The following is a 22,734-nucleotide window of genomic DNA, read 5'->3' on the forward strand; positions in this document are numbered from 1 at the left end:
CTACATAACCTATTATAACAACGATAGAATAAAGTCGAATTTAAACAAAATGAGCCCGATAAAATATCGAGCTCACCATTATCAAATTTAATTGTAAATTTGTCTAAACTTTTGGGTGCAGTCTATTCGGGGTATTTTTTAAAAACTCATTTTCTGTAACGTTTCCATCACGTACGTATGCATTACATCGCGGTAGTCTAAATGCGTTACAATCCGTAATTTTCCTTTACCCAAAGCACTAATCAAAACATTTTTTTGCTTTAATTTTTCAATCACCAAACTTTCGGGAATTTGTGGCTTCACCGCAAAAATCAAAATATTCGTTTCCACGGGTTCCACACTTTCCACCCAACTCAAATTTCTCAAAACATTCGCCAACTCCTTTGCTTTGTTGTGATCTTCCTGCAAACGGCTCACGTTGTGTTGCAAAGCATAAATTCCCGCACCAGCCAAATATCCGGCTTGTCGCATGCCACCTCCAAAAATTTTTCGCACCCGCAAAGCACGGTCAATAGTTTTTTTATCACCAATTAAAACCGAACCCACCGGAGCTCCCAAACCTTTGGACAAACACACTGAAATCGTGTCAAAAATTTCCCCAAAATGCTTCGGATTTTGTCGCTTTGCCACCAAAGCATTCCAAATTCTCGCCCCGTCCAAATGATATTTCAAGCCATGATCCCGGCAAACCTGCTCAATATCACGCAAAGTTTCAATATCATAACAAGCGCCACCACCTTTATTAGTTGTGTTTTCAATACTTACCAAACTCGTTTTCGGACTGTGATAAAAATCCGGCGGATTAATTGATTCCGCTACTTGATCAGCCGTAATCATTCCTCTTTCGCCATCCACCAAACAGCACGAAACACCGCTGTTAAACGAAGCACCACCACCTTCATAATGAAAAATATGCGACCATTTATCGCAAATTATTTGTTCACCCGGATTCGTATGTAACTTAATTGCCGCCTGATTTGCCATCGTCCCCGACGGAAAAAAAAGCGCCGCTTCCATCCCAAAAATATTCGCCACCATCTCCTCCAGCTCAATCACAGTCGGGTCTTGCTTATAAACATCATCCCCCACTTTCGACCGAAACATCGCCTGCAACATCTCATTATTAGGTTTGGTAACCGTATCACTCACCAAATTTATTTCCATAAAATCAAAACTATCTCTTATTTTTGTTCTTTCAAAAGCTGGATTTTTTTTTTAGAAGCCACTTCTGCTGTACGTTACAATCTTTTTTGCTTGCTCCTTTTTTTTTGTAAAATAAAAAAGAGCTTCCTGCCGGTCGCTTTTTTTATTCAACAAAAAAATAGTCGCAAGCTGCAAAAGGATTTCCACTTCCATCAGGGCTAGGCACAAAATCCTGCTTCAACCGAACACAAAAGTATAACTAATTTATGACAACTACCGAACAAATTAAAGGTATCGTTGAACGCCTTGGAGCGTTGAGGAGGTATCTTTGACGTTGATAAAAAACTAATCGAAATTACCAACGAAGAAGAAAAAACGCTTGCACCTGACTTTTGGAACAACGCCAAAGAAGCCGAAGCCCACATTAAAAATCTCCGATCCAAGAAAAAATGGGTCGAAGATTACAACAAAGCTGAATCTTTAGTGGACGAACTCCAGTTAGCCTCAGAATTTTACCGCGAAGGTGAACTTACCGTGGAAGAATTAGACCAAACTTACGATTTGGCCAACAACCATTTGGAAAACATTGAATTCCGAAACATGCTTTCGGACGAAGGCGATTCTATGAGTGCCGTTTTACAAATTACTTCAGGAGCAGGAGGAACCGAAAGTTGCGATTGGGCTTCCATGTTGATGAGAATGTATTTGATGTGGGGCGAAAAAAATGGCTACAAAATTCGCGAACTAAACTTTCAAGAAGGCGACGTTGCCGGAATTAAAACCGTAACCCTCGAATTTGAAGGCGATTTTGCTTTTGGCTATTTAAAAGGTGAAAACGGCGTTCATCGTTTGGTGAGAATTTCGCCATTTGACAGTAACGGAAAACGCCACACTTCGTTCGCTTCAGTTTATGTTTATCCGTTGGTGGATGATTCTATCGAAATCGAAATCAATCCTGCCGATATTGAGATTGTAACCTCAAGATCAAGTGGAGCTGGTGGACAAAACGTGAACAAGGTAGAAACCAAAGTTCAATTGTTCCACAAGCCAACCGGAATTCAGATTCAATGTTCCGAAACGCGTTCTCAGCAAGACAACCGTCAACGAGCCATGCAAATGCTAAAATCACAATTGTACGAAATTGAGCTTAAAAAACGCATGGAACAAAGAGCCGATATTGAAGCCGGAAAAATGAAAATAGAATGGGGTTCTCAAATTAGAAATTACGTAATGCATCCTTACAAATTAATCAAGGATGTGAGAACCGGACACGAAACCAGCGATGTTGAAGGTGTGATGAATGGCGATTTAGACCCGTTTTTAAAATCGTTTTTGATGATGATGGGACAAAAGGAGGAAGAGTTATGAATTATGAGTTATCAGTCATGAGTTTGGAGTTAATATTTCTTTTACACGCTAAACTTTCAAACTTTTTAACCCAGAAACTTTGTCACTCTGTCACTTTGCAACTCTAAAATTTAAAAAAAAATAGCTGCTCAAACGAACAGCTATTTTTTCTTAAATATATTTTTTTAAAACACAGAGATCACATAATAAACCAAAGCTGCAATTAGTGCCGAAACCGGAATGGTTAAAATCCAAGCCCAAAGTAAGCTAATCGTTACACCCCAACGAACTGCAGAAACTCTTTTAGTCACACCTACTCCAATAATTGAACCTGTGATGGTATGAGTTGTTGAAACTGGAATTCCAAAATGTTCTGAAATGTATAAAGTCATCGCTCCAGCTGTTTCGGCACTTACACCTTCAAGAGCATTTACTTTCGTGATTTTCGAACCCATAGTTTTTACAATTTTCCAACCTCCACTCATCGTTCCTAAACCAATTGCAAGGAAAGATACAAAAGGTACCCAAGCATAATCGCTTACAAAATATTTGAAAGTATCTTCAGCATTCACGTAATTTGGATCAAAATCAATTTTTAAATGGTAATAAATCACAGCAGCACCAATGATTCCCATTACTTTTTGCGCATCGTTGGCTCCATGACCCAAACTAAAAAGTGCCGATGAAACTAATTGCATTCTTTTAAACCATTTTTCAGCTTTTGCAGGTCGGACTTTCCTACAAATATTCATAATTAAAATGGTGAGAAAGTAAGCAATAATCATCCCGAGTAAAGGTGCAAGAAAAATAAATGCGATGGTTGGAATTACTTTAACGTAGTTAATTACATCCACTCCATCTTTTGCCAAAGCTCCAGCGTGAGCCAAGGCAGCTCCCATAAATCCACCTAAAAGTGTGTGAGAAGAAGAAGAAGGGATTCCTAATTTCCAAGTTAATAAGTTCCATGTAATTGCCGCAATTAACCCTGCAAAAATTACTTCAAGCGTGATGAAATTTTCGTTTACCGATTTTGCAATTGTATTACCAATTTTAAATTCTCCAATCCAATATTTAGAAATAAAATAGGCTAAAAAGTTAAAAAATGCTGCCCAAAGTACCGCTTGAAAAGGTGTTAAAACCTTCGTGGCAACAATGGTGGCAATTGAGTTTGCCGCATCGTGAAAACCATTAATGTAATCAAAGATTAAAGCAAGTACTATAATGATAATTAAAAGCGTCATAGAAAATGTTTTCTGTAAAAAAAAATTTACGAGTGTTTCACCACTACTGATTCGAGTACATTGGCAACACTCTTGCATTTATCCGAAGCAGACTCTAATGCCGAAAGTACTTCTTTATATGCAATAATGTTTTTGACATCAGTTTCGTTTTCAAAGATATCAGCAACGGCTTTATCGAAAACATTGTCTGCTTTACTTTCTAACTTATTGATTTTTTTGCAAGCGTCAGAAATAGCTTTTAAGTTTTTCAAATTTTTAAGTTCTGCAATTGCTAAACCTATTTGCTGACAAGCCTCTAAATTAATTTCCGTTAATTTTCTAATGGATTTCGTAATTTTTTCTACTTGATATAATCGCATTCTGCTTGCCGAACCATGTAAATAATCCGCCACATCATCAATAGCTTTCACCAAAGCGTGAATATCTTCTCGGTCAAATGGTGTAATAAAATTTCGGCTTAATTCTAAATGTGTTTTATGTGTAATCTCTTCAATTACTGCTTCTAATTCTTCAATCTTTTTAAAATACACATCACGATCCGCTTTTGGAGCATTTACTCCATCGTGTAAAGTTTGTGCCAAAAGGGTTAAATTTAAAGAAGCTTGTTCAAAAAGCGGAAAGAACTTTTTATCTTTCGGAACTAAAAATTGGAAAATATTGTTCAAAGACATAATGGTACATTTTTATGGTGCAAATGTACCTCTTTAATGTTAAGACAATATTAAGAAATAAGTAAAATCAGGAGTATTCTGTTTACACAAAATTAATGTTTCCAAATTATCTAGCAGAAGAATTAGCACTACTTTGCAAACGTTTTCGTACATTAGCACCACAGTAAAATAGACAACCAGAATTTAATTTTATGGACATTAACTTCAATAAAAACGAAGATTACAACAAACTTTTAGTATCTGATTTAAAGAAAAAGTTCGCCAAAGTAAAAATGGGTGGCGGCGAAAAACGCATCAAAAAATTACATTCAGAAGGAAAAATGACGGCTCGAGAACGCATCGATTATTTGCTTGACGCAAATGCTGCTTCGATTGAAATTGGCGCTTTTGCCGGCGACGGAATGTATGCCGAACACGGCGGTTGCCCAAGTGGTGGCGTGGTGGTTAAGATGGGTTATATCAAAGGAAAACAATGCATTGTTGTGGCAAATGATGCTACTGTAAAAGCCGGAGCTTGGTTTCCGATCACCGGTAAAAAAAATCTTCGGGCACAAGAAATTGCCATAGAAAATAAATTACCCATTATTTATTTAGTAGATTCTGCCGGCGTCTATTTGCCGATGCAAGATGAAATTTTCCCGGATAAAGAACATTTTGGAAGAATTTTTAGAAACAACGCCATCATGAGCAGTATGGGAATTACCCAAATTGCAGCTGTTATGGGAAGTTGTGTTGCCGGAGGAGCTTACCTCCCAATTATGTCTGACGAAGCGTTGATTGTGGATAAAACCGGAAGTATTTTTTTGGCAGGAAGTTATTTGGTGAAAGCAGCCATTGGCGAATCTATTGACAATGAAACTTTAGGTGGCGCAACAACGCATTGTGAAATTTCCGGCGTTACAGATTACAAGGCAAAAGATGATAAAGATGCTTTGGATAAAATAAAAAATATTGTAGATAAAATTGGTGATTTTGACAAAGCAGGTTTCTCCAGAATTGCTTCGCAAAAACCAGCTTTAGATGAAAAGGATATTTATGGAATTTTGCCAAAATCTCGTTCGGAACAATATGATATGATGGAAATCATCAATCGTTTGGTGGATAATTCCGAATTTGAACCTTATAAGGATGGTTATGGACAAACGATTATCACAGGTTATGCCAGAATCGACGGTTGGGCTGTGGGAATTGTAGCCAACCAAAGAAAAGTTGTAAAATCTAAAAAAGGCGAAATGCAATTTGGAGGCGTAATTTATTCGGATTCAGCAGACAAAGCAACGCGATTTATTGCCAATTGCAATCAAAAAAAGATTCCTTTGGTTTTCCTTCAAGATGTTACCGGATTCATGGTCGGTTCAAAATCGGAACACGGTGGAATTATTAAAGATGGTGCCAAAATGGTAAATGCCGTTTCTAATTCCGTTGTTCCAAAATTTACCGTTGTAATAGGAAATTCTTATGGAGCCGGAAATTATGCCATGTGTGGAAAAGCCTACGATCCGAGATTAATTTTTGCTTGGCCAAGTGCCGAATTGGCGGTTATGGGTGGAACTCAAGCAGCTAAAGTTTTAGCTCAAATTGAAGCTTCTTCTTTAAAAGCAAAAGGCGAAGGGATTGATGAAGCTAAAGAAAAAGAGTTATTTGATAAAATTAAAGCTCGATATGACAATCAAGTTTCTCCTTATTATGCAGCTTCACGACTTTGGACTGATGCCATTATCGACCCGCTTGAAACCAGAACTTGGATTTCAATGGGTATTGAAGCCGCCAACCACGCTCCTATTGAAAAACATTTTAATTTAGGTGTGATTCAAGTTTAGATTGGAAAAATTGAATTTTAAAATTTATCGCTAGCAGTTGGGATTAAAATCATTAAATCTAAGTTTTTAAGATACTACTTTTGTATAAACCGCTACTAATTGCCGCCAGACTAATCGTGATTTTACACAAAAATTAAACGTAATTATAATTTTAGATAGCCCAAAACATTTGAACTTTTGAAAATTATTATCACTATCATATTTATTTTTTCGTTTAATTATCTTGATGCGCAAGAATTTACCCGAAAAGATTCTTTGCGAGGCGGTTTTCATTTTGAAAGAACCTGTTATGATGTAAAACGTTACGATTTAGACATTATCATTAATCCTGAAGAAAAATCCATTCAGGGTTTCAACGAAATTTCATTTCAAGTTTTACAAAATACAACTAAAATTCAGTTGGATTTATTTGACAACATGAATGTGGACAGCCTTGTTTTTGAGCAAAAGAAACTGAATTTCTCGCGAGAATTCAACGCTGTTTTTGTAAATTTTAAAGAAGAAATTAAAGCTTCGGAACAAATTAAAAAAATAAAATTTTATTACTCCGGAAATCCGAAAATTGCGAAAAATGCGCCTTGGGATGGCGGTTTTGTTTTCAAAAAAGATAAAAATCAGAAGCATTGGATTGGCGTTGCTGTGCAAGGTACGGGAGCGAGCTTGTGGTATCCGGTGAAAGATTCTCAAAGTGACGAACCTGATTTTGGTGCTTCAATAAAAGTGGCGGTTCCGGACGGTTTGATGAATGTTTCCAACGGAAATTTTCTGGGAAAAGAAAACCTGAAAAATGGTTACACCCGTTGGGATTGGGAAGTACAAAATCCAATCAATACTTACAATATTACCGTAAATATTGGCGATTATGTGCAAATTCACGATGAGCATAACGGTTTAAATCTAGATTATTATGTGTTGCGTGGCAATGAAGAAATCGCCAAAAAACATTTTTCCATCGTCAAACCGATGATGGATTGTTTTGAAGAAAAATTTGGTGAATATCCTTTTAAAAACGACGGTTACAAACTTGTGGAAACTGCTTATTTAGGCATGGAGCATCAAAGTGCTGTGGCTTACGGAAATAAATTTCAGATGGGATATTTGGGAAGCGATATTTCGAGTACTGGAATTGGCTTGTTGTTCGATTATATTGTGGTTCACGAAAGTGCTCATGAATGGTTTGGCAATAGCATTACTTCCCAAGACATTGCTGATTTGTGGATTCACGAAGGCTTTACTACTTATTCAGAATCGGTTTTTGTGGAGTGTTTGTATGGTAAAGAAAAAGCATTTGAATATTTAAAAGGGCAAAAAAACCGGGTTGCTAATTCTTCTCCAGTAATTGGGAAATTTGGCGTGAATAAAGCAGGTTCCTCGGATGCTTATTTTAAAGGTGCTCAAATGTTACACACTTTGCGAAACATTTTGAACGATGACAGCCATTGGTGGAAAATTCTTCGGGAATTTGCAGAAACGTACAAACATCAAATTGTAGATCGAGAAATGGTGGTTTCGTTTTTCAACAAAAAATTTAATTACAACCTCAATCCGTTTTTTGCCCAATATCTCGAATATACAAATATTCCGGAATTGGAATTTTTCCAAACCAAAAAAGAATTAACACTGCGATTTGTTACCGATGTAAAAAATTTCAAAATGCCCATTTGGATCAACATAGATGGTGTTGATCATAAAATTGAAATTTCAAACAATTGGACTTCGGTTAAAATTAAAAAGAGATCCGATATTAATTTTCACGAATCTCATTTTTATATAAAATTATTTAAACAAAAACTTTAAGTTATACTTTCCAAGCTTTCTTTTCTTAACACTTTTCCTGTAGGCGTTTCTAAAAATTGAGGTACAAAAAGCACGACTTTTGGTTTTTCGTATTTGCCTAATTCTCCAAAAATTTCATCATCAATAGGAAACGGATCGCCTTCGATTGCCAATACTAATTTTTCGCCTAACTGATGATTATCTTGTGAAGCCACAAAAAATCTGCGGTTAATTTTAGTCGATAATTTTTCTTCAATTTGTTCCGGAAAAAGTTTTACACCACCGCTATTGATTACGTTATCGATTCGGCCTTGCCATATAAATTCGGTTTCGCTTAAAACTTTTACCGCATCATTTGTAATGATTTTTTCTGAAGAAATTTTTGGCGCATTGATGACCAAGCAATGCCTGTCGTCTTCCTCAATTGTAACATTTGGCAAAGTGTTAAACGCCTCCTCTCCTATTTTTTTAGCAGCAATGTGGGTAATGGTTTCGGTCATGCCGTAAGTTTCAAAAATTTCGTTATCAAACTGGAGTAAATCTTCAGTCAAAGATGCGTTGACTTTTGCACCACCAATGATTAATTTTTTAATCAAATGAATTTTGTCAAGAGAATTTTCCACCTGTAACGGAACCATTGCTGCAAAATCATAAGACTGCGAAATTCTTGCCATTGGTTTTGATGATGGTTCGACAAAATCTAGGTCTAATCCTAAAATAAAAGCGCGAACGAACATCATTTTCCCCGCCACGTATTTAGCAGGAAGGCAATGCAACACACGATTTCCTGGCTCTAAGCCAAAATAATTTCCGGTAGCAATTGCCGAATTTACCATTGCTTCTTTGCTAATTCTAATTTTTTTTGGCAATCCTGTCGTTCCAGACGTTGTCATTTCGATATACTCGTGATCATCAAACCAATCTAAGATAAAAATCCCAACTGGTTTTTCGAAATCATCGCCTTCTTTAATAAAGCTATAGGCAATTCTCAATAAATCCTCTCTAGTAAAGTGAAAACCATTGAGTTTAAATTTGTTGTGGACGCTATTATTATTTACTTCCTTCATTTCCCAACCTTATTAATTTGGTTATTTTGATTAATTGGTTCTACGATTTCGCCGGCTAATTTTTCTTTCCAACCAAACCATTTGTATTTCTTACTAAAGATAAATAAAAGAATTGGAAAAATCACGAGTACCGGAAGCAAAACATCTAAGCCAGCCGACGGTTCCGAAATATCTTTAAAAACAGAATGTGTTTGAAAAACACCCCAGTCGCTAGTAACGAGCAAAGCTCCAATTAGGTTATTTGCAGCATGAAATCCGAGGGCAAGCTCCATTCCTTCGTCCATCAAGGTAATAATTCCAAGGAAAAATCCAGTTCCAATGTAGTAAATCATGATGATGTTTCCCATTTTGGCAACTTCGGGATTGAAATAATGCATTCCGCCAAAAATCACGGATGTCATCACTAACGGAAACCATTTATTTTTAGCTAAAAGTGCAAAACCTTGCATTAAATATCCTCTAAAAATATATTCTTCGGTACTGGTTTGAACAGGAATTAAAAGCGTGGCAATTACAAATAAAATTAAAAACGGAACAGGTTGAAAGTTGAGTACAAATTTTTCTGGCGTGATGAAATAATACGCCACAACTGACACAGCTGAAAATATTGCCCAAATTCCGAAAGAAAAAAATACCCGACCCCAATCCACCTTCGGTCTTGCCGTAGTTACTTCCAGAATTTTTTGTTTATGGAGATGTTTCACAACCAAAAATAACGTGGCAAGTGCCACTACAAAAGAAAGCATCAGCAAGAAAAGTGTAAGATTCGGGTCGAGAATTTTCATTAACTTGCTGGTGTCGTTTGTAATTGTTTCGCCCTCCGCCATTGCTTTCGCAAAAACAGCGATCATAAATGGCACTTGCCCAATTCCTGATGCGACAATTACAATAATCGAACCTACAATATATTTCCAAAAACCATTGTTGGGCAATTTAAAACCTAATGATGCAAACATGCTTGTTTATTTTTAGTTGATATTTTTTAGACTTCTAATTTATTGATTTGTTACGAATAATTTGCATAAAATTCTTTTCGTTTTCCGTTACTTTGCAGCATGACAAATAAAATCTATCACAATCCACGTTGCGGAAAATCCCGTTGTGCGGTTCAATATTTCGAAGAAAAGGGAATCGAATTTGAAACTATTAAATACCTTGAAACGCCTTTGCGAAAAAAAGAAATTCAAGATTTATTGAAAAAATTAAAACTTCAACCGATTGACATTGTTAGGGTTAAAGAAAAAATTTGGATGGAAAATTTTAAAAGTAAAAAATTGTCTGATGATGAAATTTTAGAAGCTTTAGTGGAGCATCCTATTCTCATTGAGCGACCGATTGTGGTGATTGGTGACAAAGCGGTTATTGCCAGACCAATTGAAAATGTTGACAAAATTCTTTAGCATTTCAATCCTGTTATTTAACAAAGCTTTGTGAAAGTACGCTTAAACCAAAGGCTACTTTTGCGGTCAAAGCTTTAATAAACCGAACTAAATTCTATTAATGAAAAATTTAAAATTAGCAATAACCCTCATATTGCTCACGTTTTCTATTTTTGCTTTTGCCCAAGAAAAGCCGGGCGGAAAAGTAAAAATTTCCGGAAAAATTACCGAAAAAGGAACTAATTTACCTTTAGCTTACGCCACCGTAACCGTTACCTCAAGTGCTGATGCAACACCCATTGCCGGAGCTTTAACTACCGAAGAAGGAAATTTCAACATTGAAGTAGCTCCTGGAACTTATAATGTTACGCTCGAATTTATTTCTTTCAAATCAGTCGAGTTACAAAACCAGCAAGTAACGACTGATAAAAATTTTGGGACCATTGCTCTCGCAGCAGATGCTACCACTTTAGATGCAATTGAAGTAATTGCCGAACGTTCTACCGTTGAAATCCGATTAGACAAAAAAGTGTTCAATGTAGGCCAAGACATGATTGTAAAAGGTGGAACCGCAAGCGACGTTCTAGACAACGTTCCATCAGTTTCAGTAGATGTTGAAGGAAATGTAAGCCTTCGAGGAAATGAAAATGTCCGTGTATTAATTGACGGAAGACCTTCCGGAATTGGCGGAATTAACATTGCCGATGCTCTAAAAATGATTCCCGCAGAATCTATTGAAAAAGTAGAAGTTATTACTAATCCGTCTGCTCGTTATGATGCCGAAGGTGGTGGTGGAATTTTAAATATTGTATTAAGAAAAGGAAAAAATCAAGGCGTGAACGGTGTTATAACTGCCACAACCGGAGATCCTGCAAATCACGGAATCACAGGAACTATTAACTTAAAATCGCGTTATTTTAACCTTTTTACCACTCAAGGTTACAGCTACAGAAAAAATCCTGGAAACGCTTTAACTGATACAGAATATCTTTTTGACAATCCGCAAGGAAGATTTTTAGATGAAAGACGTAATAACGATCGTTTAAACAAAAGTTATAATGGAAATTTTGGGATAGAAATTTATATAGATTCGAGTACTACTTGGACAAATACCTTTTCTTGGAGAAAAAGTTCGGGCGAAAATAACGACAGAATCCGTCAGTTCTTTTATGACGAAAACCGAAATTTACTTTCTTCGGGAACACGTTTTAACGATGAAAACGACGATGACATCAATATAGAGTATTCTACTAATTTTGTAAAAAAGTTTAAAAAAGAAGGTCATAAGTTAACCTTTGATGGTGCATTTTCTGCAAGTCGTGACGACGAAAATGCTTACATAGCCGCTTCTGCCACTGATGATCAAAGAACCGAGAATTATCAAAAACAAAAAAGAAATTTATTACAGTCCGATTACGTTTTACCACTTGGCGAAAAAAGTCAGTTTGAAGCTGGATACCGCGGGAACTTCATGGAATTACTTACTGAATATTCGGTAGAAGATTTCGTGGGCGGCACTTGGGTTAACAACGAAACTTTTACTAATACGCTTGAATACAAGGAATATGTAAATGCACTTTATGCACAATTTGGTTCAAAAATTGGAAAATTTTCTTACTTGGGAGGTTTACGTTGGGAAGATTCTAACATTCAAATCAACCAATTTACCGATCAAATTTTCCGTACTAAAAAATACAACAATTTTTTCCCAAGCGCATTTCTCTCTTACGAATTTAGCTACGATAGCAACATCATGTTAAGCTACAGTCGTAGAATTTCACGCCCCAGATCACGATCAATCAACCCGTTTTCAAGCCTGTCAAGTAATATCAATTTATTCCGTGGAAATCCAGATTTAGATCCTTCAATGAGTGATGCATTTGATTTAGGTTACCTGAAAAAATTTAACAATAACCTTACACTAAATACCTCAATGTACTTCAATCACACCAGTGACGCCGTACAATATGTGAGAAACACCGAAGTAATTGATGGCAACAACGTTTTGGTAACTTCGCCTGTAAATGTAGGTTCCGAAGACCGTTTTGGTTTTGAATTCACCTTAACCTACAACCCTTACAAATGGTGGAGATTAAACGGGAATTTCAATCTTTTCCGTAACCAAACCATCGGAAATTACACCTATATCGACCTAGATAATGTAGCACAAACAATCGATTTTAGCAACACAGCTTACTCTTGGTTTGCGCGTGTGAATTCAAAAGTGAACCTTCCGTGGAAAATTGATTGGCAAGCAAACGCTACTTATAATGCACCACAAACCAATGCACAAGGTCGAACCAAAGGCATTATTCATTCTAATTTAGCCTTCACAAAAGACGTCTTGAAAGACAAAGCCACAATTGGCTTAAACGTAAACGACATATTCAATTCCCGAAAAAGAATTTCAGAAACCAATCTTGCTACCCAAAATGCCTATTCAGAATGGCAATGGCGCGAACGCCAAGTAACGCTTTCGTTCACATACCGTTTCAACAAAAAGAAAAACGAGCGTGACCGTAACCAAAGTCGTGGCGAAGGCGACAATGGTGGCGAAGACTATATGGGAGGATAAATTTTTCACCCACAATATAACAAGAAGGTTGTGCATTTGTACAACCTTTTGTATTTAGGCAAACCGCCAGAAAAAGGCGGCCGGGTTTTCCGCTGTATCTTTTTTTTCCGCTATCGCTCCAAAAAAAGGATGCCGCTCCAACCCCTTTTGCAAAACCCTGCAAAACAGAAAATTTTATCAAACCAATTACTTATTTTTGTTACCAGAAAAAATAAAATCACCCATGAACACAACCAAAATTCTTGAACTATTAAGCTACACTATTCCAGCCATTGTAACCGGATTAGTAGCCTTTTACTTCTTTAACCTGCACATCAATAACGAAGCCAACCGCCGAAAATTTGCCATTCAAAGAACACTTCAAAAAAAAGCTTTGCCATTACGGTTACAAGCCTACGAACGAATGGTTTTATTTTTAGAAAGAATCAATCCGGCAAAATTATTATTGAGAGTCGCTCCAGTCTCGGATGATAAAAACCAATATGCCGAATTTGTAATCCAAAACATCGAAAATGAATTTGAGCACAATTTAACCCAACAAATTTACCTGTCAGAAGAATGTTGGAACGTAATTTTAGCAGCTAAAAATGCTACTATCAATATAATACGTAAAGCAGCCTCACATCCCGAAACGACTTCGGCACAAAAACTGCGTGAAAATATTTTAAAAGATATGGTAGAAAAACAATCGCCAAGCAATAACGCTTTAGCTTATATTAAAAATGAAGTGAGCGAAATGTGGTAAATATTTGTTTTCGTAAAACTCTAAAAAAGGATAGCAAAACTATCCTTTTTTTTTATTCTGCTTTTTCGTTGAGTAAGCGTTCTAATTGTACCTTTTCATCATTTGGCAAGTTTGGCAAAAGTTCGGTATAAAAAGTTCTGTAATTATCTTTTTTCAAAAAATTCCGGATACTATCTCTTGCATATTTAGAAAATTGCCATTTGTGATGCACCAACGGATTCACAAACGCTTTCAACACATTTGTATCATTTGGATTGATGTAAAACAACGTGGCGATAGCATTTTGCCGCACGCTACTTTCAAAATTTGTAGTTTTGTAATGCAACAATTCGTCATAAAATGTGGCTTTATTTTCAATTTCAAAATCGGGTGTCATCAATGCCATTGTCAGCCACAAAATGCGTAAATTTTTATCGTTCATTCCAATCCAATCTCTGGATATTTCAAGGTATTGAATACGATTTTCGGGAAAATTTGACCACAAATAATTCAGCGCAATTTCTCTTGTGATGTAAGATTCATCATTTAAAAATGTTTCAAATTTCGGTTTAAATTCCAAAGGAAATTCCCGCATGGTTTTAGCAATTGTTTGCCTGATTTTCACATCGTTTGATTGCATTGCAATTTCAATTAGATGTTTTTTTTCAGGAAAATCCACTTTTTGAATTTGCAATAAAACTTCTTCTTTTATTGGGAAAAAAGTATCATTTTTTAAAATCTCTTCAAAAAATTTTGCCTTTTCTTCAAATGGCTGGTTGGCCATTTCTAATACTTGTAAATATTGTGAAATGGCTTTATTTTTCTTTAAAATCATTAAGGCTTCTTGAACCCTGAAACCAGAACTGAGTAACCATTCTTTTTGAAATGTATCGACATCATAGCGGGAAACTTTTTTGATTTCGCTTAAAAAATCATCCGTAACAACATTTTGAAACGCATGTTTTTTGAGGTATGTTTTGACCGCTTTTTTGAAATTTTCTTCCCCAACATTGCTTCGTAAAACATGCAAAGCCCAAGCACCTTTTTGATAAAAAGTCAACGTACTTGCGCGAGCATTTTGCAACGGAATGGTATCTTTTTTCGAAACTTTTTGCAACATTTCGGCCGTTTCATAAAGTTTCCAATTAAAATGGTCTTCACCAAAAATTTCTTTTTCCGCCAATAACGCATAATAAGTAGCAAATCCTTCTTGTAACCAATGATGTTCGCCTGTTTTTGCGGTTACCAAATCACCAAACCATTGATGTGCCAACTCATGAGCATTGACGTTAATATAATTTCTGTCGTTAAAACCGATAGTATCCACCACATAATCTTGCGTAAAAATGGTGGCAGAAGTATTTTCCATTCCACCATACAAAAAATCCTTCACCGGAACTTGACGATACACTTCCCACGGATAATCAAAACCAATTTCTTGGTTTAAAAAATTAAAAATCTGCTGGTTGTATTTATAAGTCGAGTCAAATTTTGCCGCATCTTCTTCCGCCAAATAATTTTCTAAAGGAATTCCATCGTTCGATTTTTGATTTTCTTTTGCAAAATGTCCAATTGCCAACATCGCCAAATAAGAACTCATTGGCTTTTTCATCTGGTATTTCCACCATTTTTTATCCGAAATTATTTCAGCAGCAATTAATTTTCCGTTGGACAAGACAGTGTAATTTTTATCGAATAAAATTTCTAAACCAAAAATCATTTTTTCGTTCACATCATCAAACGATGGCAACCAATGGCTTGTATATTTTCCTTGACCTTGAGACCAAATCTGATGACTTTCGGCGTTGCCAAAATAATAAAGTGCTTGTTTAGGATAAGATTTGTAAGTAAATGATAATGAATTATTTCCTATTTTATAACCTTTAAATATTTTCAACTCTTTTCCTGAATTTGCGAAAGCAACAGATTTACCGTTGACCAACAAATTTTCGAAATTCATATTCTTAGCGTCAATACGAATCGTATCAATTTTTTGCTTTACAGTAAATTGAAAAACAACCGACCCGGAGACGCTTTTTTCAAAAAAATCTGGCGTAAGCTTTGCATTGATTGAAGTGAAATCAACCTTAGTGGATTGCTGCGCAAAAGTAGATGCAGAAATGAGTAAAAAAAGTAGCTTTTTCATCTTTCAAAAGTAAAATTTTTTGAAGAAACTAACCGACTGATGATTTTAAATTTTCTCGTAAACAATTATCTTCGTACTTTCAACCGATGATGCAACAAGATTTACTTAAAACTCCAATCGAATTCTTAAAGGGTGTAGGTCCTACACGTGGCGACTTGCTACGTAAAGAATTGGGAATTAGTAAATATGCAGACTTCATTAATTTATTTCCCAATCGTTATATTGATAGAACGCGGTATTACAAAATTAACGAACTGCAACCCATCAATTCGGAAGTGCAAATTATTGGTAAAATAATTCACATTAAAACCGTTGAACAAAAACGAGGAAAACGCTTGGTTGCCACCTTTATTGACGATACTGGAGAAATGGAACTCGTTTGGTTTCAAGGACATAAATGGATTAAAGAAAATATAAAACTGAATACCGTTTACGTCATTTTTGGCAAAATCAATGCGTTTAATGGAAATTTCAGTATGCCACATCCGGAAATGGAATTACTTGACGAACATAAACAAAATTTACGTTCGGCGATGCAACCCGTTTATCCCTCGACGGAAAAGCTTGGAAATCGCGGCATTACGAATCGCGTGACCAGTAAGTTGATGCAACAATTATTTTTAGAAGCCAATCAGTTTTTTGTTGAAACCCTACCTGACTATATCATTGAAGAATTAAAATTGTTACCAAAAAATGTGGCGTTGTTCAACGTTCATTTTCCTCAAAATGCCGACTTGCTTGCAAAAGCCCAATTTCGTTTAAAATTTGAAGAATTGTTTTTTATCCAACTGCAACTTATCACCAAAAATTTGGTTAGAAAGCATAAAATTCTCGGTCATAAATTTGAAACTGTTGGGGAATATTTTAATGATTTTTACAAAAATTATTTGCCTTTTGATTTAACCAATGCACAAAAAAGAGTAATTAAAGAAATCCGAAATGACATGGGAAATCCTGCACAAATGAATAGATTGCTTCAAGGCGACGTAGGTTCCGGAAAAACAATTGTGGGATTGATGAGTATGCTTTTGGCGTTAGATAACGGCTTCCAAGCATGCTTGATGGCTCCAACTGAAATTTTGGCAAATCAACATTTTTTAGGATTATCAGAATTAGCCAAACCCTTAAATATCAACATCAAAATATTGACTGGTTCAACTAAAGCTTCAGATAGAAAAATTATTCATGAGGAGCTAGAAAATGGTAGTTTGCACATCCTTATCGGGACACATGCATTGCTTGAAGATAAGGTGAAATTTAAAAATTTAGGGTTGGCAATTATTGATGAACAACATCGTTTTGGTGTAGAACAAAGATCAAAACTTTGGAAAAAAAATGCAATTCCGCCGCACGTTTTGGTCATGACAGCTACACCAATTCCCCGAACTTTGGCAATGAGTTTGTATGGTGATTTGGATATTTCGGTAATTGACGAATTGCCTCCCGGGCGAAAACCTATTCAAACGGTTCATCGATTTGATTCTAATCGTTTAAAAGTTTGGAAATTTATTCGAGATGAAATTGAAAAAGGCCGACAAATTTATATTGTCTATCCATTAATTGAAGGTTCGGAAAAAATGGATTACAAAGATTTAATGGATGGTTATGAAAGTATTTCCCGAGATTTTCCTTTGCCAAAATACAGCGTGAGTATTGTTCACGGAAAAATGAAACCTGCCGAAAAAGATGCGGAAATGCAACGATTTTCTGCCGGAAAAACCAATATTATGGTGGCGACAACCGTAATTGAAGTTGGCGTAAACGTGCCAAACGCAAGCGTAATGATTATTGAAAGTGCGGAAAGATTTGGTTTAAGTCAATTACACCAACTTCGTGGTCGCGTGGGTCGTGGAGCCGAACAAAGTTATTGTATTTTAATGACCGGACATCAATTAAGCAACGACAGTAAAACTAGGATGGAAACGATGTGCCGTACAAATGATGGCTTTGAAATTGCAGAGGTAGATTTAAAACTTCGTGGTCCGGGTGATATCATGGGAACGCAACAAAGCGGTGTTTTAAATTTAAAAATTGCCGATTTAGTAAAAGACAAAGAAATTCTTCAACTAGCGAGGCAATTTGCCATGGGTGTTTTAAAAAATGACCCAACTTTAGAAAAAATTGAACATCTTGCCACCAGAAAAGCTTATTTAGAATTAACTCAGAAACAAAATATTTGGAATTATATTAGTTAGTTAGGAGTTTGGAGTAAGAAGTGAGAAGTAAAAATCCTAAATCTTAATTATAAATCATAAATCACAACAAAAATGATTTCATACAACCCGAAAGAGTGGTTTTCTTTCATTTTTCAATTTCATAAAGGTGATACTTTTCGGAAATTATTTTGGGTAATGATTGGCATCGCCATTTATTCTGCGGTAGTTGGATACCTTGAATTAGAATATTGGAAATTATCAGACACGAGTTACGTAAAAAATATTACAATCATGCATAGCATGCTTGGGTTTGTAATTTCGCTTTTGCTGGTATTCCGAACCAATACAGCCTATGATCGTTGGTGGGAAGGTCGTAAAATGTGGGGTTCCTTGGTAAACAATAGCAGAAATTTAGCCATAAAATTATCTGTGATGCTCGATGACGCGGATGACAAAGATTTTTTCAAAAAAATGATCCCGGCTTATGCATCAGTTTTAAATTTACATTTAAAAATGGAAAGCATTAGTCATGAATTATTTGAAGACAAAACACTATCACAAGATCATTATAAACACAAGCCTAATCAAATTGCTAAAACGATGATTAATCGGGTAAACGAGCTGTATTTACAACGAAAAATTACGGGTGATCAATTAATTATTCTTAATTCTGAAATACAATCATTTACAGATATTTGTGGTGCTTGCGAACGAATCAAAAACACGCCTATTCCCTACTCTTACAGCGCATTTATCAAAAAATTTATTTTTGCTTATGTGCTTACACTTCCCTTCGGTTACGTTTTTCAACTAGGTTACTACGTGGTTCCTGTGGTGGTTTTTATATTTTATGTTTTGGCAAGTTTAGAATTGATTGCCGAAGAAATCGAAGATCCATTCGGTAATGATCCAAATGATTTACCAACTGAAAAAATTGCCGAAAACATCAAAAAAAATGTAGAGGAAATCGTGTATTAATTTTGTTGTTTACACAAAAAAAGTCGAGAACTATTTAGCTATCGACCTTATTATTTATCATCAACAATATTAATCTACTCTCTTCAAATTAATCTCCTTTGGCGCTGTAATTAGCAAGGGAAAAGATTCTATCGTAACAGCACTCGAATCTAGACCGAAAGCTTTTTCTTCAGAAAGCCCCATTTTTTTCAAAATATTGTAACTGTCTAAAATCCATTTTTCGTAGAAAGGCAAATCGTTATCGTATGAGATAAATTTTTCAATCAAAATAAATCTAAAATCGCCGATGATATTATTTTTGTTCAACGAAGCGTAACGGCTGGTAATATCAACTTCCTTGTTTTTAACCATGTCTTCCACTACTTTTTTAAACATTAGTGAGATTCTTGGCGCCACACGAAAACCTAATCTAAAGTCAATTCTAATTACGTCATCATGAATAAATTCGTTCACGCGATATTCCATTGTGTAGGGTTCGTCCACGGTATGAACATGTACAAACCAATAAATATCAGCACGTTTAGGCTGTTTATTTAATATAGAATACATGATTTTCGATTCGATTTCGGTTCTATGATCAGCACTCGTTAAGTAAACTAAATTAGTCGCATATTTAGGTACTGATTCGTCATGGCTCAAATCTTCTAAAACCGGCAAATAATCACTTAATCTTACAAATACTAAATAACGGTTTCTGATTTTTCTGGCAAAATACCAAGTGAACATTGTAGTCATTAAAACCATTGCAATCAACAAAGTAATGTAACCGCCATCCCAAAATTTATGAAGATTTGCTACTAAAAATGCTAATTCAATTATCGTAAAAGTGGTAATAAAAACAGTAATAAAAATTTTATTATACCTTTTTAAAATCAAATAATAATTTAAAAGCGAAGTAGTCATCAACATTGTCATAACAATTGCCAACCCGTAAGCGGCTTCCATCTCTGACGATTCTTTGAAATATAACACGACCACCAAGCAACCTATCCAAAGCATCCAATTTAAAGACGGAATATAAAGTTGTCCTTTTAATTCTGTTGGATATTTTACCTTTACTTTGGGCCAAAAATTTAATCGAATTGCTTCATTTATTAATGTAAATGACCCGGAAATCATCGCCTGGCTCGCTACCACTGCCGCTAAAGTTGCCAATCCAATTCCGAATGGTAAAAACCATTCCGGCATAATGGCGTAAAATGGATTAATCACATCTATGGATTGTAAAGTTTCGCCTTCATGGGAAATTAACCAAGCTCCTTGACCAAAATAGTTGAGTAACAGCATGGTTTTTACAAAAATCCAACTCACTCGAATATTTGATTTTCCACAATGTCCCAAATCCGAGTATAAGGCTTCGGCTCCCGTAGTACAAAGAAAAACGGCGCCAAGAATTAAAAATCCTTCTTTGTGGTTCATCAATAATTCGTATGCATGATAAGGATTTAAAGCTGAAAAAACGCCTAAATTTGTTGTCAATTGTATAGTTCCTAAAACACCTAACATTGAGAACCACAACAACATCACGGGGCCGAAAAATTTTCCGATAAATGATGTCCCAAATTGCTGTAAACCAAACAATACTGTAATAATTGCAATAACAATTGGGATAGTAGGAATGTCCGGATTAATCACTCGCAACCCTTCAATCGCCGATGAAACCGTTACCGGAGGTGTAATAATTCCATCAGCCAAAAGCGTACTTCCTCCGATAATGGCTGGAAAAAGCAACCATTTTACTTTTGTTTTTCTGATTAAAGTGTAGAGAGAAAAAATTCCACCTTCACCATTATTATCAGCTCTAAGAGTAATAATTACATATTTAACAGTAGTTTGCAGTGTTAGCGTCCAAAAAATTGCTGAAACGGCGCCAATAATATCAGTAGAATTAATCGCTTCGTCTCCTACAATGGCTTTTAAAACGTACAAAGGCGAGGTCCCAATATCACCAAAAATTATTCCTAAAGTTACTAACAGCCCTGCCGCCGAAAGTTTATGCATGTGTTTTCCCACGGAAAAAATATTTTTTAGACGACAAAAGTATAAAATACTTAGAAGTAACAATTTGAAAGACCACTATTTTTTATTTGACGAAATTATCAAAGCGTTTCCATCAAGTATTTTCTAACATCAAGTATATTTGTCATGTAAAAAATAATATTATGAGCGCTTTAAAAGATGTGTATTCAAAGAATTTTTACCAACAGTTTACTGAGACTTTAAAAAAAATTCAACCGGAATTTAATTCTAAAAAATTCATTAAAAACATTTTTATTGAAGAATTTCAGCAGATGGAACTCAAGCAACGCATCCGCCACACTACACTGGTTTTACATGAATTTTTACCTAAAAATTTTAAAGATGCTGCTGTTATAATTGAAAATTTTATTGATCAAGTGGAAGCCGAAGAAGTGGCACATGAGCGTTTTCCGTATTTATTTCTTCCGGATTATATAGAAATTTTTGGTATTGAAGAAATTGAAACCGCGATACCTCTTTTAGAACGCACTACACAATTCATCACATGCGAATTTGCCATTCGCCCGTTTATACTCAAATATCCCGAAAAAATGCTAGCACAAATGCTTCAATGGTCTCGTCATGAAAACCATCATGTAAGAAGGTTAGCTAGTGAAGGTTCACGTCCAAGACTTCCTTGGGCAATGGCTTTGCCTTTTTTGAAAAAAAATCCGGAACCTATTTTTGGAATTTTAGAAAATTTAAAAAACGACAAGTCTGAATACGTAAGAAGAAGTGTCGCTAATAATCTCAATGATATTGCCAAAGACAATCCCCAAATTACTTTAGCAATTGCCAAAAAATGGCTCGGAAAAACCAAAGAAACTGATGCACTAGTGAAACACGGCTGCAGAACACTTTTAAAGCAAGGTCACCCCGAAGTTTTATCGCAATACGGCTTGCTTTCCGAAAAAATTTTGGTAGAGCATTTTATAATCGAAACGCCAAAAGTTAGCATTCCGGACGCGGTTATTTTCTCGTTTTCGGTAAAAAATAATTACGAAACAACACAGACTATTCGCTTAGAATATGCCATTTATTTCAATAAAGCCAATGGACAGTTGAGTAAAAAAGTTTTTAAAATTAGCGAACGAAATTATGCTCCCAATCAACTGGAACAAGTCGTTAAAAAACATTCGTTTAAAATAATTACAACAAGAAAATATTATAGCGGTCTACACAAGGTTTCGGTCATTGTGAACGGTTCCGAGAAAGTTCAAGGTACATTTATCTTAAACATTTAATCGTGCAAAATTTTCCAGTGAACTTGTAATTAAAATATTCTTGATCTACCCTAATTTTATAGAAAATAAAATTATGTTACCATGGAAGATAAAAAGCAACATCGGAATCAACAGTCCGGCAAAACTGACAAATCAGGCAAATACGTAAACGTTAATAATTTGCCCAATATTGACTTAGAAAATCATGCTCCTAAAAGTGAAGGCGGAAAAATGCCGGAAAAAGAAACTAAAAATTTAAAAAATAATTCAGAACAAGACAAGCAACAAGGAAATGATACCATTGGAATTCCTTAAAAAAAACAAGGCATTAGTGTTGGCTTTTCTAAAAGTTTATATTCTCTTAAATTCTTAAATCAAGCTTTTACATATAAAAATAACTGGTAAACAGTGTACAATTATTTAACAGCACAATTATAGTTTTAAAAGATTTATTTGATAAATTTGTAAG

18 protein-coding genes are annotated in these 22,734 nt (G+C 35.4%); 11 read left to right on the top strand and 7 right to left on the bottom strand.

Going from position 1 to position 22,734, the window contains the following annotated elements; translation table 11 throughout:
- Positions 1 to 4: 4 nt before the first annotated feature.
- The gene (locus tag GV828_RS13275; protein WP_394350645.1) at positions 5 to 91 is read left to right on the top strand and encodes an IS3 family transposase; all 87 of its coding nucleotides are present in this window, start codon (positions 5 to 7) and stop codon (positions 89 to 91) included.
- 47 nt (positions 92 to 138) lie between these two features.
- On the opposite strand, the gene GV828_RS02935 is transcribed toward GV828_RS13275, so the two are convergent.
- On the bottom strand, positions 139 to 1,164 hold the full coding sequence (locus GV828_RS02935; protein WP_166535982.1) for a threonine aldolase family protein: 1,026 nt from the start codon (positions 1,162 to 1,164) through the stop codon (positions 139 to 141).
- Between the two features lie 245 nt (positions 1,165 to 1,409).
- Between GV828_RS02935 and prfB the strand changes: the two genes are divergently transcribed.
- Positions 1,410 to 2,511, top strand: a protein-coding gene (prfB, locus tag GV828_RS02940) for a peptide chain release factor 2 (RefSeq protein ID WP_166535983.1) whose coding sequence is annotated in 2 segments (ribosomal slippage) — positions 1,410 to 1,472 and positions 1,474 to 2,511 — 1,101 coding nt in all. Because the reading frame shifts where the segments join, the coding sequence is not laid out codon by codon here.
- 164 nt (positions 2,512 to 2,675) lie between these two features.
- Here the strand turns inward: prfB and GV828_RS02945 are convergent.
- Together GV828_RS02945 and GV828_RS02950 are read right to left on the bottom strand one after the other, a co-directional pair.
- The gene (locus GV828_RS02945; RefSeq protein WP_166535984.1) at positions 2,676 to 3,731 is read right to left on the bottom strand and encodes an inorganic phosphate transporter; all 1,056 of its coding nucleotides are present in this window, start codon (positions 3,729 to 3,731) and stop codon (positions 2,676 to 2,678) included.
- A 26-nt stretch (positions 3,732 to 3,757) separates the two neighbouring features.
- On the bottom strand, positions 3,758 to 4,402 hold the full coding sequence (locus GV828_RS02950; protein ID WP_166535985.1) for a DUF47 domain-containing protein: 645 nt from the start codon (positions 4,400 to 4,402) through the stop codon (positions 3,758 to 3,760).
- Positions 4,403 to 4,593: 191 nt separating this feature from the next.
- Here GV828_RS02950 and GV828_RS02955 point away from each other — a divergent pair, with 191 nt between their 5' ends.
- Both GV828_RS02955 and GV828_RS02960 read left to right on the top strand, forming a co-directional pair.
- A complete protein-coding gene (locus tag GV828_RS02955) occupies positions 4,594 to 6,222 on the top strand; it encodes an acyl-CoA carboxylase subunit beta (protein WP_166535986.1) in 1,629 nt (542 codons plus the stop codon).
- A 177-nt stretch (positions 6,223 to 6,399) separates the two neighbouring features.
- Entirely contained in the window at positions 6,400 to 8,019 is a 1,620-nt protein-coding gene (locus GV828_RS02960) for a M1 family metallopeptidase (protein ID WP_166535987.1), read from the top strand.
- On the opposite strand, the gene GV828_RS02965 is transcribed toward GV828_RS02960, so the two are convergent.
- Positions 8,016 to 9,065 (bottom strand): AMP-binding protein, encoded by a 1,050-nt coding sequence (locus GV828_RS02965; RefSeq protein WP_166535988.1) that lies wholly within the window; start codon positions 9,063 to 9,065, stop codon positions 8,016 to 8,018. The two genes, GV828_RS02960 and GV828_RS02965, sit on opposite strands and share 4 nt — an antisense overlap.
- Positions 9,062 to 10,021, bottom strand: a complete 960-nt coding sequence (locus GV828_RS02970) for a CPBP family intramembrane glutamic endopeptidase (RefSeq protein ID WP_166535989.1) — start codon at positions 10,019 to 10,021, stop codon at positions 9,062 to 9,064. Before GV828_RS02970 ends, GV828_RS02965 begins: the two co-directional genes overlap by 4 nt.
- 99 nt (positions 10,022 to 10,120) lie before the next feature.
- On the opposite strand from GV828_RS02970, the gene arsC reads away from it, so the two are divergent.
- The 3 genes from arsC to GV828_RS02985 all read left to right on the top strand — a co-directional run bounded on the left by arsC (position 10,121) and on the right by GV828_RS02985 (position 13,764).
- Positions 10,121 to 10,465, top strand: coding sequence for an arsenate reductase (glutaredoxin) (gene arsC / locus GV828_RS02975; protein ID WP_166535990.1), 345 nt, complete (start codon positions 10,121 to 10,123; stop codon positions 10,463 to 10,465).
- 100 nt (positions 10,466 to 10,565) lie between these two features.
- On the top strand, positions 10,566 to 13,019 hold the full coding sequence (locus GV828_RS02980; protein ID WP_166535991.1) for a TonB-dependent receptor: 2,454 nt from the start codon (positions 10,566 to 10,568) through the stop codon (positions 13,017 to 13,019).
- A gap of 223 nt (positions 13,020 to 13,242) precedes the next feature.
- Positions 13,243 to 13,764 (top strand): DUF7935 family protein, encoded by a 522-nt coding sequence (locus tag GV828_RS02985; protein ID WP_166535992.1) that lies wholly within the window; start codon positions 13,243 to 13,245, stop codon positions 13,762 to 13,764.
- A gap of 52 nt (positions 13,765 to 13,816) precedes the next feature.
- On the opposite strand, the gene GV828_RS02990 is transcribed toward GV828_RS02985, so the two are convergent.
- Positions 13,817 to 15,889, bottom strand: a complete 2,073-nt coding sequence (locus GV828_RS02990; protein ID WP_166535993.1) for a M1 family metallopeptidase — start codon at positions 15,887 to 15,889, stop codon at positions 13,817 to 13,819.
- A gap of 89 nt (positions 15,890 to 15,978) precedes the next feature.
- Between GV828_RS02990 and recG the strand changes: the two genes are divergently transcribed.
- Positions 15,979 to 18,084 (top strand): ATP-dependent DNA helicase RecG, encoded by a 2,106-nt coding sequence (gene recG, locus GV828_RS02995; protein WP_166536189.1) that lies wholly within the window; start codon positions 15,979 to 15,981, stop codon positions 18,082 to 18,084.
- 72 nt (positions 18,085 to 18,156) lie between these two features.
- On the top strand, positions 18,157 to 19,023 hold the full coding sequence (locus GV828_RS03000; RefSeq protein ID WP_166535994.1) for a bestrophin family protein: 867 nt from the start codon (positions 18,157 to 18,159) through the stop codon (positions 19,021 to 19,023).
- 69 nt (positions 19,024 to 19,092) lie between these two features.
- On the opposite strand, the gene GV828_RS03005 is transcribed toward GV828_RS03000, so the two are convergent.
- Positions 19,093 to 21,024 (bottom strand): KUP/HAK/KT family potassium transporter, encoded by a 1,932-nt coding sequence (locus GV828_RS03005; protein WP_208103134.1) that lies wholly within the window; start codon positions 21,022 to 21,024, stop codon positions 19,093 to 19,095.
- 161 nt (positions 21,025 to 21,185) lie between these two features.
- On the opposite strand from GV828_RS03005, the gene GV828_RS03010 reads away from it, so the two are divergent.
- Positions 21,186 to 22,286: a DNA alkylation repair protein gene (locus GV828_RS03010; RefSeq protein ID WP_166535995.1), complete on the top strand. Its 1,101-nt coding sequence runs from the start codon at positions 21,186 to 21,188 to the stop codon at positions 22,284 to 22,286.
- Positions 22,287 to 22,367: 81 nt separating this feature from the next.
- A complete protein-coding gene (locus GV828_RS03015; protein ID WP_166535996.1) occupies positions 22,368 to 22,580 on the top strand; it encodes a hypothetical protein in 213 nt (70 codons plus the stop codon).
- The last annotated feature ends 154 nt before the right edge of the window (positions 22,581 to 22,734 follow it).

This window comes from Flavobacterium ichthyis (genome assembly GCF_009915155.1).
GTDB lineage: Bacteria > Bacteroidota > Bacteroidia > Flavobacteriales > Flavobacteriaceae > Flavobacterium > Flavobacterium ichthyis.

Excerpts from the sequence above, each read along its gene's own strand:
- GV828_RS02935 (WP_166535982.1), bottom strand. The coding sequence starts at position 1,164 with ATGGAAATAAATTTGGTGAGTGATACGGTTACCAAACCTAATAATGAG.
- GV828_RS02945 (WP_166535984.1), bottom strand. The coding sequence starts at position 3,731 with ATGACGCTTTTAATTATCATTATAGTACTTGCTTTAATCTTTGATTAC.
- GV828_RS02950 (WP_166535985.1), bottom strand. The coding sequence starts at position 4,402 with ATGTCTTTGAACAATATTTTCCAATTTTTAGTTCCGAAAGATAAAAAG.
- GV828_RS02955 (WP_166535986.1), top strand. The coding sequence starts at position 4,594 with ATGGACATTAACTTCAATAAAAACGAAGATTACAACAAACTTTTAGTA.
- GV828_RS02965 (WP_166535988.1), bottom strand. The coding sequence starts at position 9,065 with ATGAAGGAAGTAAATAATAATAGCGTCCACAACAAATTTAAACTCAAT.
- GV828_RS02970 (WP_166535989.1), bottom strand. The coding sequence starts at position 10,021 with ATGTTTGCATCATTAGGTTTTAAATTGCCCAACAATGGTTTTTGGAAA.
- arsC (WP_166535990.1), top strand. The coding sequence starts at position 10,121 with ATGACAAATAAAATCTATCACAATCCACGTTGCGGAAAATCCCGTTGT.
- GV828_RS02980 (WP_166535991.1), top strand. The coding sequence starts at position 10,566 with ATGAAAAATTTAAAATTAGCAATAACCCTCATATTGCTCACGTTTTCT.
- GV828_RS02985 (WP_166535992.1), top strand. The coding sequence starts at position 13,243 with ATGAACACAACCAAAATTCTTGAACTATTAAGCTACACTATTCCAGCC.
- GV828_RS02990 (WP_166535993.1), bottom strand. The coding sequence starts at position 15,889 with ATGAAAAAGCTACTTTTTTTACTCATTTCTGCATCTACTTTTGCGCAG.
- recG (WP_166536189.1), top strand. The coding sequence starts at position 15,979 with ATGCAACAAGATTTACTTAAAACTCCAATCGAATTCTTAAAGGGTGTA.
- GV828_RS03000 (WP_166535994.1), top strand. The coding sequence starts at position 18,157 with ATGATTTCATACAACCCGAAAGAGTGGTTTTCTTTCATTTTTCAATTT.
- GV828_RS03005 (WP_208103134.1), bottom strand. The coding sequence starts at position 21,024 with ATGCATAAACTTTCGGCGGCAGGGCTGTTAGTAACTTTAGGAATAATT.
- GV828_RS03010 (WP_166535995.1), top strand. The coding sequence starts at position 21,186 with ATGAGCGCTTTAAAAGATGTGTATTCAAAGAATTTTTACCAACAGTTT.
- GV828_RS03015 (WP_166535996.1), top strand. The coding sequence starts at position 22,368 with ATGGAAGATAAAAAGCAACATCGGAATCAACAGTCCGGCAAAACTGAC.